Here is a 14,074-nt window from a genome sequence, read left to right as displayed (position 1 = left end):
TTATTTAATAAGTAATTTTTATGAAGACCTTTTAACTATTGAAAACTGGAGTGGCTATCCATTTCAAGCAATGATTTTATTAGCACAATCTATTCAATTAATACATGAAAAAAAGATAAAAGAAGCAAATGTTAGTTTTCAAATAATTTCATTATCAAAATTTAGTCTTTCATATAAAGATTATATTTTATTATTTTATTATATAGTAGAATATAAATTAGGAAAGTTAAATAACATTTCTAAAATACAATTGAAAGAAATTGAATCAAAATATCAAAAAACTGCAAATCAAACAGGGTTTAAACGTTTTACTCTTAAATTTTTAAGGGAATATTAATTATAAAAAATGATTTAAATCTAAATACAACAAGAAGGCACCGATTGAAATTAATAAAAAGGAATACAAAATACAAGAATTTATTTTCTCTTTTAAAAAAACATTTCCAAATACTATAGTTAATATTGGGACTGCTAATGATAGCAACGATGTAATTATTGGGTCCGTGATTTTTAAACCCATTAAACCAAACCAAACCGCCAAAAATATTATTACCGACATAATAAATACAAATATTATTTTCTTGTTACTATTTCGAACTATTTCAATAATATGCTTTTTCGGTTGAAATAAAAACAAAGAAATTCCTATAAAAAAAACCGTAATCTCTTGAGTTAATAGTGAGGTCATGATAGGTATAGAAGCTTTTAAATTATACCAATGAAATAGTCCAGAAGCAGAAAAAAATAACGCCATTAATCCTAGAAGTGAGTATTGTTTAATAGAATTGTCTGCTAATCTGTCTTTTTTTATTTGAAATAAATAAAAAGAAAAACCAATTACAATAAAAAAACTTCCAATTAGATAATATTTAATACTTAGATTATCGAAAACTATTAAGTAACTTACTGTAAAAAAAACGGTTATGAGATTAAAAATTCCTAGCTGTCTCAAGCTACCATTCCTAAGGGCAGAAACCATACAAATTAATCCTAAAGCACCTAATAATGAAGCTGTTAAAATTAATTTTAATTCATAAAATCTAATATTTTCAAACAATTCAGGATACACAAAATAAGAACTAGCTAAACCTAAAATAATTGTAAATGAAGATCGTAATGCAATTACAAACCAAATGTTTGTATCCGAAAGTATTTTTTTCCAAAAATAATTATTAACCGAGTAAAGTAAAATAGATAAAATCAAGAAAATCATAATCTAAATTTTCTTTGCTTCATCCCAAAAAACATCCATTTCAGCTAAAGTCATATCCATTAATGGTTTTCCCAATTGTTCTGCTTTTGACTCTAAATATTGAAAGCGTTTAATGAATTTTTTATTAGTACGTTCTAAAGCATCCTCAGGATTGATATTTAAAAAACGGGCGTAATTGATCATTGAAAAAAGGACATCTCCAAATTCAGATTCCATATTATCTTGATTTCCAGCGGCAACTTCATCTTGAAATTCTTGGATTTCCTCTTGTACTTTATCCCAAACTTGGTGTGGCTCTTCCCAATCAAATCCTACTCCTTTAACTTTATCTTGAATTCTACTCGCTTTTACTAATGCTGGTAAACTTTTTGGAACACCTTCTAAAACGGACTTTTTGCCTTCTTTCAATTTCAGTTTTTCCCAGTTTTGTTTCACTTCTTCTTCATCTTTAACCACAACATCGCTGTAAATATGTGGGTGACGATGAATTAACTTTTCGCAAATTTCATTACAAACATCAGCTATATCAAAATCGTTGGTTTCACTGCCTATTTTAGCATAAAAAACAATATGTAATAGTAAATCTCCCAACTCCTTTTTAACTTCATTCAGATTATTATCCAAAATGGCATCACCCAATTCATATGTTTCCTCAATTGTTAGATGACGTAAACTTTGCATTGTTTGCTTTTGATCCCAGGGGCATTTTTCGCGTAAATCGTCCATTATAGATAATAATCTATCGAAAGCTTGAAGTTGGTTTTTTCTATTTTCCATTTATAATAATTATATTTTAAAAGTAATCAATGTAAAAATAATAAATCCTGTCAGGATAAACTCTTGACAGGATAAAATTATATTGGTTTGAAAAAAAATTATTTTGATTTTGCTTTTTTAGCTGGTTTATCTGCCTTTTCAGCTGCTACTTCAGTTACAACTTTATCTAAAACTTCTTCAGCATTTTCTATTTTAGGTTCTTCTTTTGAAAATAAACCTTTGGCTTGAAGCATGTTATACCAATTTAATATTTTTTTAATATCTGATGGATAAACTCTATCTTGATCATAATCAGGAAGTACTTCAAGGAAATATGCTGTCAATTTTGAATTTTCTTCTTTGTGAGAAATCGCTGGACCATTATCTTCTTTTACAGCAATAGTTCTCATTATTTCAGTTAATGGTTTTTCTTCTGAATAAGTATAAACTGAAATTTCAGAAAGTAAGCTTACGTTACTTTTTAAACCTACAGTAATTTTCTTACCATCGATTAATGATTCTGCAACAAAACCGGTACGAGTTTGAATTTTTAAAGCGAATAAACCTGGTTTTCCTGCTATTGCTAATATTTTATCTAATGTCATTTTAATTTAATTTATTTTATATAATTTTTATATTTATTATCTACCTTTTTTATTACAAAACTTCATTCTATAGTCTGGACGAGCTTTCCCGTCCATGATATTCTGTAGTTTTTTCTTAATCAATTGTTTCTTTAATGATGAAATTAAATCGGTGAATAAAATTCCTTCTATATGATCGTATTCATGTTGAATTACACGAGCAATCAATCCATCGAATACTTCTGTTTTAACAATAAAATCTTCATCACAATACTCTAATGTTATTCTTTCATTCCTAAAAACATCTTCACGAACATCCGGAATACTTAGACACCCTTCATTAAAACCCCAAAGTTCACCTTCTTCTTTTATCATTTTTGGATTAATAAAAGTACGCTTGAAATTTTTTAATTTAAGTTGCTCTTCAGTTGCTAATTCATCGTCGTCACCAAAAGCAGAAGTATCAATTACAAATAAACGGATACTCAATCCAACTTGTGGTGCTGCAAGTCCAACGCCACAAGCATTGTACATTGTATCATACATATTGGCAACTGTCTCTTTTAAATTTGGGTAATCAGATGAAATAGCATCGGCTACTTTTCTTAAAACTGGGTCACCATATCCTACAATTGGTAAAATCATTTAAATATTATTTAGGAACTGAAAAATAAATTCAGCTAATTTAACTTATAATAGTTGGCAAAAATAACAAAAAATACATGTTGAAATTGGTAATTAACAAATATTATTTAATTGAAATGAATTACGCTATTATATAATTTATTCAAATCATTCAAACTAATATATAAAAATTTGATTGTTGTAAAAAATTGAGGGTTATTATTGAATTCTTCAAAGAATTATTCTGAAATAAGATTAATATACAATTAAGTAGTCTACCTCAAATAATCTTGTAGCATTATGGTTGCAGAAATTTCATCCAATAAAGCTTTATTTTTTCTTTGATTTTTATTCAAACCACTATCAATCATGGTTTGAAATGCCATTTTTGATGTAAACCGTTCATCAACACGAACTACAGGCATATTTGGAAAAAAACTATTGAATTTTCTTACAAATGCTTCAATGATTTCAGCACTTTGAGATGGTTCTCCATTCATTTGTTTGGGTTCACCAATAAGCACTTTTTCCACTTTTTCTCTAGAGAAATAATCCTTCAAAAAATCGATTGTGGTTGCTGAAGGGATCGTTGTTAATCCAGAGGCAATAATTTGCATTTCATCTGTAACAGCTATTCCTGTTCGCTTTTGTCCGTAATCAATCGCTAAAATTCGAGGCATTTTTTTAATATTTATACAAATATAATCAAAGTAAGTTAACTTGATAAGTTGAAAATAAATTGATGAATAAAATCCGATTTTTACATTCATGAAAATAAACAAAAAAGTTATCTTTGCCTAAAATATTTTAATATGGATACTTTACAAACAATTATAGAACAAGCTTGGAACAATAGAGAATTGTTAAAAGAAGAAACTACAACAGATGCTATTAGGAAAGTTGTTGATTTGCTGGATGCAGGAACCATAAGAGTTGCTGAACCTATTGGTGATAAATGGCAAGTTAACGAATGGGTAAAAAAAGCAGTTGTGATGTATTTTCCTATCCAAAAAATGGAAACTTTAGAAGCGGGTATTTTCGAATATCATGATAAAATTCCATTGAAAAGAGGTTATGCTGAAAAAGGTATTCGCGTAGTTCCAAATGCGGTTGCGAGACATGGAGCTTATATTTCAAAAGGGGTGATTTTAATGCCTAGTTATGTTAATATTGGCGCTTATGTTGATGAGGGAACTATGGTTGACACCTGGGCTACAGTAGGAAGTTGTGCTCAAATTGGTAAAAACGTTCATTTAAGTGGCGGTGTTGGAATAGGTGGTGTTTTAGAACCATTACAAGCTGCTCCAGTTATCATTGAAGACGGCGCTTTTATTGGGTCAAGATGTATTGTTGTTGAGGGTGTTCATGTGGGTAAAGAAGCTGTATTAGGTGCAAATGTTTGCTTAACTGCTTCTACAAAAATTATAGACGTAACCGGTGAAACTCCAATTGAAATGAAAGGATTTGTTCCAGCTAGATCAGTGGTGATTCCAGGAAGTTACACCAAGAATTTTGCAGCAGGTGATTATCAAGTTCCTTGCGCATTGATTATTGGAACTCGCAAACCTTCAACCGATTTAAAAACGAGTTTAAATGACGCGTTGAGAGAATACGATGTTGCTATTTAATTGAGAAATTTCATCAAAACTAAACCAACATAAATGATATTAAATTCCATTAACAAGAAAATCACATCTTTTTTGAATTTGTCTTTTTTTAATAATAGAATTATTATCATTTCATTGTGGTTGCTGATTGCATTACTATCAGTTTTGATAAAATTAGATATTAATGATATCAACAATTATAAAATTTTCAAGAATGTCTTTTTTCATACAATAGACAAACTACCTTTATATAAAGAATATCCACTAGAATATTTTGATCACAACCATTACGGACCTATTTTCAGTTTAGTAATCGCTCCATTTGCGATGTTTCCAGATTATATTGGAATTCCACTTTGGTCACTTTTTAATGCAGGTGTTTTGGCGTGGGCTATCACTCAATTACCATTAAAAGCAACGCAAATAAATGCTATTCTTTGGATTTGTTTGCACGAACTTTTAACCACATTATTGGGTTTGCAATTTAATCCATTGATGACTGCAATTATTATTTTGTCGTTTGTATACATTAATAAAGCTAAAGATTTCTGGTCGGCATTTTTTATAGTTTTGGGAGTTTTTGTAAAATTATATGGAATAGTTGGATTGGCATTTTTCTTCTTTTCGAAGAATAAAATCAAATTTATATTTTCACTTATATTCTGGAGTATAGTGATGTTTTGTTTGCCAATGTTGCTATCTTCACCTGAATACATAATCCAAACCTATAAAGAATGGTTCGAAAGATTAGTTGAAAAAAATAGTGAAAACGCAGGACTAAATTCCTACCAAGACATCTCATTAATGGGAATTGTACGCAGATTTTTTCAAGACAGTAGTATATCTAATTTGCCTTTTTTAATTGGTGGAGTTTTCTTATTTGGATTACAATATTTAAGAATAAAAGAATATAAAGAAGTTTCCTATAGATTAATGTTATTAGCTTCAGTATTGATTTTTACAGTTATTTTTAGTTCAGGATCTGAATCACCAACCTATATAATTGCATTTGTTGGTGTTGCAATTTGGTTTGTAATTCAACCCAAACCCATTTCGAAATTTTATATTGTATTATTTATTTTTGCTTTAATTCTTACCAGTTTATCTCCATCCGATTTAATTCCGAAATATTTAAAAGACAATTTTATTCGTCCTTATGCATTAAAAGCATTACCTTGTGTTTTAATTTGGTTTGCAATTGTTTATGAAATGCTTAGAAATAAATTTAAAAACTACAATTCAATTACTCATTAAAGATGACTTTACAAAAGAAAATATCTGTTGTTATTCCTTCATTTAATGAGGAAGGAAATATTAAAATTATTGTAAAAGCACTAAATGAAGTGCTTCAAAAGTTAAATTATCGCTACGAATTAATTTTTGTTGACGATGGAAGTAGCGACAAAACATTGAGTATATTACAAGAGATTTCAGCTGATGATGCTAATGTTTTCTATATAGAATTATCAAGAAATTTTGGGCATCAAAATGCACTAAAAGCTGGATTGGACTTGGCTTCTGGAGATAGTATCATTACTATGGATGGTGACATGCAACATCCACCTGAAATGATCCCACAGTTAGTTGAGAAATGGGAAGAAGGATATGATATCGTTTATACACGCCGATTAGAAGACAAAAATCTTCCCGCTTTCAAAAAAATAACTTCAAAATATTTTTACAAATTCATAAATTCTATTTCTGAAATTAAAATAGAAGAAGGAACTGCCGATTTTAGATTAATGGATAAAAAAGTTTCAACAGTGTTTTTTGCTTTTAGCGAAAATGAACTTTTTATACGTGGATTGGTAAATTGGGTTGGTTTTAAACAATTTGCAATTGACTATAAACCGGCCGAACGATTTTCTGGAAACAGTAAATATACCATTAAGAAAATGATGCAATTTGCTTTAAAAGGCATTACTTCATTTAGCATTCGTCCATTATATATATCAATATTTTTAGGTATTTCCCTGTTTTTATTATCCTTATTGTTCTACATTTTATATGTTTTTTACAGTATTTATTATGGGCACGTAATATCAGGATGGGCATCGGTAATTTTTACTATCGTAATATTCGGTGGTCTAAATTTAATTGTTCTGGGAATTATTGGCGTGTATGTAGGAAAACTATTTATGCAGTCAAAACAACGTCCAAACTATTTAATTAGAGATACAAATTTAGAAGACAAAAAATGATATTATTGAGTTTTGATATTGAAGAATTTGACATGCCATTTGAATATGGCAAGACAATTAGTTTTGAAGATCAAATGAGTATTTCTATTGAAGGAACTTCTTTAATATTAGATTTATTAGAAAAACACCAGATAAAAGCTACCTTTTTTAGTACGGTGATTTTTGCAATCAATGCTCCCGAAATAATTAAACGAATAATTAAAGACGGTCACGAAATTGCTTCACACAGTTATTACCACAGTGATTTTAAAGTCGAGCATTTATTAGAATCAAAGGAGAAATTAGAGGAAATCATCAATACTAAAGTGATAGGATTTAGAATGCCACGAATGCAACCTGTTGATGAAAAAGAAATTTTTAGAGCTGGTTATATTTATAATTCTTCAATAAATCCAACGTATTTACCTGGAAGATATAATAATTTTTCAAAGCCTAGAACCTATTTTAAACAAGATGGTGTTTGGCAAATTCCTGCATCGGTGAGCCCAATTATCCGTTTCCCACTTTTTTGGTTGTCCTTTCATAATCTTCCACTTTGGATTTATAAAATAATTTGCAACATTACATTTTTGAAAGACAACTACTTAAACATCTATTTTCATCCATGGGAATTCACTGATTTAAGAGATTTTAATAGATTTGGTTTTCCAGGTTATGTTTCAAAAAACTCTGGTATTCAAATGTATGATAGATTGGATAACCTTATCATTTGGATGAAAAAAAAGAATTATCGTTTTCATAGAACTCGAGATTTAATTGATAAAATAAAATCGTAGCCAACATGAAAATAGCAGTGATTCAGCCAAAAATGATTGGTGACGTATTGATTACAAGTGTGATTTTTGAAGAACTAAAACAAAAATTTCCTACTGCTGAATTGCATTTTATTGTGAATAAAAATACCATTCCCGTTCTTGAAAACAATCCATTTATTGACAAAGTTATCATTTTAGACCCCAATATTGAAAAAGGATTTTCGGGTTTTTTCATGCAAATGAATCGAATTAGAAACGAAAAATACGATATTATAATTGATTCCTATTCAAAATTAAAAACCGCTATTTTCTGCAAATTTTCTGGTACTAAAAGAACAATATCATTCCATAAAAGTTACTCGAGATTTTTCTATACTGATACAATTGTTCGAACGAAGCATTCTATTTCTACTGCAACAAAAGCAGTTGAACATCGATTGCAATTATTAAAACCATTAGGGATTGATTTTCAAGTTATCAAACCAAAATTGTATTTACAAAATTCAGAAATTGAAAATGCAATCGATTTATTAAATCAGAATAATATTGATTTAAATCAACCAATAATCATGATTAGCGCCATTGGAAGTAGCGAAGCGAAAACATACCCATTGGAATACATGGCTCAAGTTATAGATGAAATTGCTATAAATAATAAGGTTCAAATACTATTTAATTACATCCCAAATCAAAAAGGCATTGCGTTAGAGTTGTATAATTTGTGTAAAACAGAAACCCAAGAAAAAATATTTTTTGACGTTTATGCAAAATCATTAAGAGAATTCATGGGTTTAACAAATCAATGTGCAGCGTTAATTGGAAATGAGGGCGGAGCAATTAACATGGCAAAAGCGTTAGAAATTCCAACATTCACAATATTCTCGCCCTTTATTTTGAAAAATGATTGGAATATGTTTGAAAATGAAACCTCAAATATTTCAGTTCATATTTCAGACTATTACCCAAATTTGGAACTCAAAAATTCTAAAAATGATACTGAAATATATAAATTATTAAAACCTGAACTATTTAATAATTTATTACTTTTATTTCTCAATAAAAATAATCTAAGATAGATGATACTAGGCTTTGACGCGAAAAGGTTCTTTCATAATAAAACAGGTTTGGGCAATTATAGTCGAGATCTGATTCGGATTTTAGCGCAATATCATCCTGAAAATAGTTATTTATTATACAATCCAAAGCCAAAAAAAATAGATCGAATTCCAATTGATGGGAAAATTGTTATTGAACATTTACCAGATTCAAAAAAAGATAAAAAGTTATCTTCACTTTGGAGGTTATTTTCCATTTGTTCACAAATAAAAAACGACAAAGTGAAATTGTTTCATGGCTTATCTGGCGAAATTCCGATTGGATTGCATAAAACTGGTGTAAAAACTGTGGTGACTATTCATGATTTAATTTTTATGAGATATCCAAATTTATATTCTTTTTTTGACCGAAAAATTCATTATTACAAATTTAAATATGCCGCAAATAAAGCCGATTTAGTAATTGCAATTAGTGAGCAAACAAAAAAGGATATTGTCACTTATTTAAATATTAATCCAGACAAAATAGAAGTTATTTATCAAGGTTGTGCTCCTGTTTTCAAGGAGGAAATCCCTTCTGAATTTATAGAACTAACAAGATCTAAATACCAATTGCCAAATCAATTTATTTTAAATGTTGGAACAATTGAAACCCGAAAAAATGTACTTTCTATTATCAAAGCAATAAATGAAATTGAAACGCAATTAGTAATCATTGGCAAAAAAACTGCTTATTATAAAGAATTGAACTCCTATATTTTGGAAAATAATATTCAAAATAAAGTTATTTTCCTTGAAAATGTTGAGTTGAAAGAATTGGCATCAATTTATAGGATGGCAAGTGTATTTATTTATCCATCTATTTTTGAAGGATTTGGGATTCCAATTATTGAAGCATTGTATTCAAAAACTCCAGTAATCACTTCAAAAGGAGGATGTTTTTCAGAAGCAGGAGGAGAAAATTCAATTTATATTGACCCCCTAAATCCAAAGGAATTAAAAATTGAAATAAAGGATTTATTAGTAAACTCAGAAAAAAGAGAATCAATGAAGAAAAAAGGGTTTGAATTTGTACAAAAATTTAACGATGAAAATATTGCTAGAAATTGGATTGAAACTTATAATAAAATACTAAAAATATAATTACCCTAAAACAAGTATAAGAGAAATAGCTAATTGCAAATAAAACCAGTTATATTTGCACCCTATTTCAAAATAGAATTTCATCAAATTTCATAATTAATTTTTAATGCAAAAATTTTTAATTACAATTAGCCTATTTTGTTTTTCATTCGTTTTCTCTCAGGATATTAAACCAACTTCTGGAAAATACACTTCACATAATAAGGGAAAAATGTATATTTACTGGGGAGGAAACAGAGATAGTCACAGCAATTCTAATATTAATTTCAAGGGGGCAAATTACGATTTTACTCTACATGACGTTGAAGCAGTTGACAGGCCGGTTGGTTGGCACATAGATTACATTAACCCAGCAAAAATGACCATTCCACAAACTAACTTTAGAATAGGCTATTTTCTGAACGATCATTACAATATATCTATTGGCGTGGATCACATGAAATACGTAATGGTTCAAAATCAATCCGTTAGAATTACAGGAAACTACCCAAATTCTTATAACTCAACAGTAATTAATAATGGTATAGTTGATTTAACCGATGAAAGTTTTTTAACCTTTGAGCACACTGATGGCTTGAATTATGTCAATTCTGAATTTTCGAGAGTAGATGATATTTCGAAAATATTCAAAATAAATGATACCGATAAAATCCAAATAAGTTTAACTGAAGGAGCTGGAGCTGGATTATTATATCCAAAAACAAATGTAAAGTTAATGGGAAAAGCTCGTCACGATGATTTTAATGTAGCAGGTTATGGATTTTCGGCTAAAGCGGGTTTAAACATTACTTTTTTCAAACACTATTTTATTCAAGGAGAATTAAAAGGTGGTTATATTAATATGCCTAATATTAAAACTACATTTGATAATGCCGATAGTGCTTCACAAAATTTTATGTTTTTTCAGAAAATTATTGCTTTCGGAGGAATATTTCAATTATAGAAAGTCTTAAACTTTATCTATTCCATTATCTGTTTTGATGATGGATTTTCTTTTATTGTAAGCACGTATTTTGTTGTTTAATTCCCAAATCTCAGGAGAAGAATATCCACGACTATGTTCTAAATGTACGCAAATCGCACTATATCGAATTTGCTTTGAAAGCATGCCATTGTTAAACATGCGCTCCCCCATTTCGCGATCTTCACCACCATATTGCATTTCATTATTAAATCCATTTACAGCTAATATATCACTTTTCCAACCTGAAGAGTTGTGTCCGTTCCATGATCTTTTTGTTGGAGTAATCCAATTCATAAATTGAGCTATAAATTTATTATTAGTCAATTTAATACTTTTGAAGTTCAATTTAAATCCATTGTCTTTTAACCACGAAAGTTTAAAGCAATTTGAATCAATTATATCCTTTTCAGAAATAAGCTTAGAAATAGAAAGCGGTATTTTAAAATAACCTCCTGAAAGAAAATAACCAATTTCCCTATATTTTAAGTGCATTTCAACAAAATCTTTTCTAGGAATACAATCGCCATCTGTAAATATTAAATAGTCCGAATTTGACTTTAAAATAGCTTTATTTAAAATTTTTGTTTTCTGGAATCCATGGTCTTCATGCCAAACATGAACTATTGGATTACTAAATTTTGAGGATAATTTTGAAATTAAATCTTTAGTTTCAGAAGTAGAACCATCATCGGCAATGACAATTTCAAAATCGGACTCTGTTTGGACGCTATATCCAATAAGTACCTTTTGCAACCATTCAACTGCATTGTATGTTGTGATAATTACTGAAACTTTCATTTTTTCTTTTGAAAAGTGAAAATACTATTTTTTCACAACTATTTCTTCCAAAATTTCAATTTCTTTTTCAATCTTCTTTTTCTAAAGTATTGATTTTGAAAATCAGTTGTCATTTTCCAAAGTGTTCGATAGATTAAATCTTCTGATTCTCCAGAAACAATAGCATATTCATTACTCATTATTTTTACCATTTCTTCTTTGTAAGTCAATCGACATAGATTTTTCATTCGAATATGAAAAGACATATTTTGGTGAAAAGTCATTCTATTTAAATCGACAAGAAAAAAATCATAACTTCCATTTTCATTTTTTTTAATCAATGTATTTCCAGGTGAATGATCTAAAAACTCAATTCCTTTTTGGTGCAACAAATAGGTAAAACGAGTAAACTGTCTTAAAATTATCTCATTTTCAGGAAATTCAGGAATTTGGACTAATTCTCTAAACGTTAAATCACACTCTAAATGTTCGCTTACATAAAAGCTATTTTTTAATCCAAATAAGTTTGTTTTTTCAAAATAAGCTATAGGTTGTGGAGTGCCAATTTGATTTTCTAATAGTTTATTAGCATATTCAAAAGATCGCCGAGCCTTCGATTTTCTAATATACCTATAGATCATCGAATTGAGTAAATGTGGTTTTTTGAATGATTTTACATTTACTTTAGTTGAATTTAAATCAAAAATCTTAATAACATTTCTATTTCCATCTCCAAAAATTATTCCTGAATTATTGAAATTATCAATAATACTAACTATCTCCTTTTGAAGTGATAAGTAGGCTGAATTAAAATTAATTGGTGTTTTCAATAGTGATTATTTAAGTGCAAAATATAGACTAATTGTGAAATGAATTTAGAATTTAAATTTGATCAAATGCTTAAACCACTGCCCAAAATTTTTAAAAAATAGAAATGTTTTTGAAATATTAAAATTTTCATCATTTTCCGCAATATACATTATCTCATTAAAATCTTTAGAATCCAAATATCCTAATTTCTTCCATCTTTCTGGTTCAATGAAATAAAAATTTTCAAACTCCTTATAATTTGTTTCGTTTACTGCTAACCATTTTTCTAAGAAGGTATCGTTTACATCAACATTGTGCCCCCAATTTTCAATCTTAAAACGCAATTCCTCTTCGGTTCTACACAACGTTTCATGAAGCAAAATGGTATTGGTATAAATAATTCTCTCTTTAGTTTGTCTTGCACATTTATAGTTTGGGAAATTAGTAGCCAACATAAACTTATGAGGGGCATTTACATATAAAATTCCATTTTCGGTGAACTTATACAAGTGAACTAAAAAAGCAGCAATCTGAATTGGTGTTTTCTCAGGATTGTCAAGATACTTGTCACGTTTTCTTAATTCCTTTACAAATTTCTCAAAGTTTATAAATATTTCATCGGCATCTACTTGAACTAACCAATTTCCAATTCCCATTTTTAAAGAAAGTAGGTGTCTTTCTCTGTTGTCATTTTCAATTGCTGACAATTCAGCTACATAGAAATCATCCCGGTATAATGTAATTTTATTATCTACATCAAAATTCTTAAGCCACTCGAAAAAAGCATCATCAACTTCAAATTTTTGACCAGACCAAGTTCTATAATCCTTATCTATTGCAATAAAAATAGCATCTGCAGAATTATAAACTGGTGGAATAGAGTTTTTTAATTTCTCATAATCGTATGACAATAAAAAACCTACTTGTATTTTTTTCATCTTTTATATTTATAATTTATTTCCAAAAACTATCTTTTATTTCTTTATTTTAGGCAAAAATAAAAGCGTGAAACTGATCATTATTTTTAAAAATTTCCAGGCTTTTGAATAATTTTGAATATGAAAAATTTGTTTAAAGCGTTTTGAATTAAGCTCAGACACTTGAATATAATCATCTACAAAAAGTGGAAAATACTTCTTAATTGTTTTAGCACGTTCTTCTTTATCAAGATCCTTGAATTTACCAATAGAAGAAATTCCACTAAAATCAAAATTACTAATTGTAAGGTTTAAATATTTATAAGGGACGTTTTTATGACAAATTGCATAAATGAAAAACTCCCAATCGGAAGCGATTTTATATTCTTCGTTGTACAAGAAAATATCAGAAAATAATTTTCTCCTAATAACTGAAGATTGATGACTCAAAGAACTAGAATAGAAAAATGAAAAAGATAGTTTTTCGGGAAAGGTTCTTTTTTTAGTTGAATTACTATAAACTCTATAATAATCGCCATAATAAATATCAAATTCGTCTGTTAGTTGGCTTTCTATTTTTTCTAATACATTATCATCATAAAATGTATCACCACTATTCATAAAAATTAAATACTCCCCTTTTGCAACTTTTATGCCTTTATTCATGG

17 protein-coding genes are annotated in these 14,074 nt (G+C 28.6%); 8 read left to right on the top strand and 9 right to left on the bottom strand.

Annotated features, from left to right (window positions below; genetic code table 11):
• Window positions 1-337 (top strand): hypothetical protein (locus tag AC9UFV_RS08365; RefSeq protein ID WP_509574789.1); only part of this gene is annotated, 337 nt, incomplete at its 5' end.
• On the opposite strand, the gene AC9UFV_RS08360 is transcribed toward AC9UFV_RS08365, so the two are convergent.
• The 5 genes from AC9UFV_RS08360 to ruvX all read right to left on the bottom strand — a co-directional run bounded on the left by AC9UFV_RS08360 (window position 338) and on the right by ruvX (window position 3,857).
• The gene (locus AC9UFV_RS08360) at window positions 338-1,213 is read right to left on the bottom strand and encodes an EamA family transporter (protein WP_509574787.1); all 876 of its coding nucleotides are present in this window, start codon (window positions 1,211-1,213) and stop codon (window positions 338-340) included.
• Between the two features lie 3 nt (window positions 1,214-1,216).
• A complete protein-coding gene (gene mazG / locus AC9UFV_RS08355; protein WP_509574785.1) occupies window positions 1,217-1,990 on the bottom strand; it encodes a nucleoside triphosphate pyrophosphohydrolase in 774 nt (257 codons plus the stop codon).
• Between the two features lie 98 nt (window positions 1,991-2,088).
• Window positions 2,089-2,574 carry a DUF5606 family protein gene (locus AC9UFV_RS08350; RefSeq protein WP_509574783.1) on the bottom strand — a complete coding sequence of 162 codons (486 nt, stop codon included), beginning with the start codon at window positions 2,572-2,574 and terminating at the stop codon, window positions 2,089-2,091.
• A gap of 36 nt (window positions 2,575-2,610) precedes the next feature.
• Window positions 2,611-3,198, bottom strand: coding sequence for a peptide deformylase (def, locus tag AC9UFV_RS08345; RefSeq protein ID WP_509574781.1), 588 nt, complete (start codon window positions 3,196-3,198; stop codon window positions 2,611-2,613).
• Between the two features lie 254 nt (window positions 3,199-3,452).
• On the bottom strand, window positions 3,453-3,857 hold the full coding sequence (gene ruvX, locus AC9UFV_RS08340) for a Holliday junction resolvase RuvX (RefSeq protein ID WP_509574779.1): 405 nt from the start codon (window positions 3,855-3,857) through the stop codon (window positions 3,453-3,455).
• Window positions 3,858-3,989: 132 nt separating this feature from the next.
• Here ruvX and AC9UFV_RS08335 point away from each other — a divergent pair, with 132 nt between their 5' ends.
• The 7 genes from AC9UFV_RS08335 to AC9UFV_RS08305 all read left to right on the top strand — a co-directional run bounded on the left by AC9UFV_RS08335 (window position 3,990) and on the right by AC9UFV_RS08305 (window position 10,881).
• Complete coding sequence (locus AC9UFV_RS08335; RefSeq protein WP_509574777.1) at window positions 3,990-4,805, top strand: 2,3,4,5-tetrahydropyridine-2,6-dicarboxylate N-succinyltransferase; 816 nt, start codon at window positions 3,990-3,992, stop codon at window positions 4,803-4,805.
• Window positions 4,806-4,838: 33 nt separating this feature from the next.
• Window positions 4,839-6,038, top strand: a complete 1,200-nt coding sequence (locus AC9UFV_RS08330; protein ID WP_509574775.1) for a glycosyltransferase family 87 protein — start codon at window positions 4,839-4,841, stop codon at window positions 6,036-6,038.
• A 2-nt stretch (window positions 6,039-6,040) separates the two neighbouring features.
• Window positions 6,041-6,985, top strand: coding sequence for a glycosyltransferase family 2 protein (locus AC9UFV_RS08325; protein WP_509574773.1), 945 nt, complete (start codon window positions 6,041-6,043; stop codon window positions 6,983-6,985).
• A complete protein-coding gene (locus AC9UFV_RS08320; protein ID WP_509574771.1) occupies window positions 6,982-7,761 on the top strand; it encodes a polysaccharide deacetylase family protein in 780 nt (259 codons plus the stop codon). Before AC9UFV_RS08325 ends, AC9UFV_RS08320 begins: the two co-directional genes overlap by 4 nt.
• A gap of 5 nt (window positions 7,762-7,766) precedes the next feature.
• On the top strand, window positions 7,767-8,816 hold the full coding sequence (locus AC9UFV_RS08315; RefSeq protein WP_509574769.1) for a glycosyltransferase family 9 protein: 1,050 nt from the start codon (window positions 7,767-7,769) through the stop codon (window positions 8,814-8,816).
• Window positions 8,817-9,938, top strand: coding sequence for a glycosyltransferase family 4 protein (locus tag AC9UFV_RS08310; RefSeq protein ID WP_509574767.1), 1,122 nt, complete (start codon window positions 8,817-8,819; stop codon window positions 9,936-9,938).
• A gap of 106 nt (window positions 9,939-10,044) precedes the next feature.
• Complete coding sequence (locus AC9UFV_RS08305; RefSeq protein WP_509574765.1) at window positions 10,045-10,881, top strand: hypothetical protein; 837 nt, start codon at window positions 10,045-10,047, stop codon at window positions 10,879-10,881.
• Window positions 10,882-10,887: 6 nt separating this feature from the next.
• Here AC9UFV_RS08305 and AC9UFV_RS08300 read toward each other — a convergent pair whose 3' ends face one another.
• The 4 genes from AC9UFV_RS08300 to AC9UFV_RS08285 form a co-directional block, all read right to left on the bottom strand.
• Window positions 10,888-11,700, bottom strand: a complete 813-nt coding sequence (locus tag AC9UFV_RS08300; RefSeq protein WP_509574763.1) for a glycosyltransferase family 2 protein — start codon at window positions 11,698-11,700, stop codon at window positions 10,888-10,890.
• A gap of 38 nt (window positions 11,701-11,738) precedes the next feature.
• A complete protein-coding gene (locus AC9UFV_RS08295; RefSeq protein ID WP_509574761.1) occupies window positions 11,739-12,509 on the bottom strand; it encodes a lipopolysaccharide kinase InaA family protein in 771 nt (256 codons plus the stop codon).
• A 45-nt stretch (window positions 12,510-12,554) separates the two neighbouring features.
• Window positions 12,555-13,427 carry a hypothetical protein gene (locus tag AC9UFV_RS08290; protein WP_509574759.1) on the bottom strand — a complete coding sequence of 291 codons (873 nt, stop codon included), beginning with the start codon at window positions 13,425-13,427 and terminating at the stop codon, window positions 12,555-12,557.
• Between the two features lie 36 nt (window positions 13,428-13,463).
• Window positions 13,464-14,074 (bottom strand): glycosyltransferase (locus AC9UFV_RS08285; protein ID WP_509574757.1); only part of this gene is annotated, 611 nt, incomplete at its 5' end.

The sequence above is a fragment of the Flavobacterium sp. genome, assembly GCF_044349645.1.
Classification (GTDB): domain Bacteria; phylum Bacteroidota; class Bacteroidia; order Flavobacteriales; family Flavobacteriaceae; genus Flavobacterium.
The sequence above is the reverse complement of the archived record's forward strand: the minus strand, read 5'-3'. Positions and strand labels throughout refer to the sequence as shown.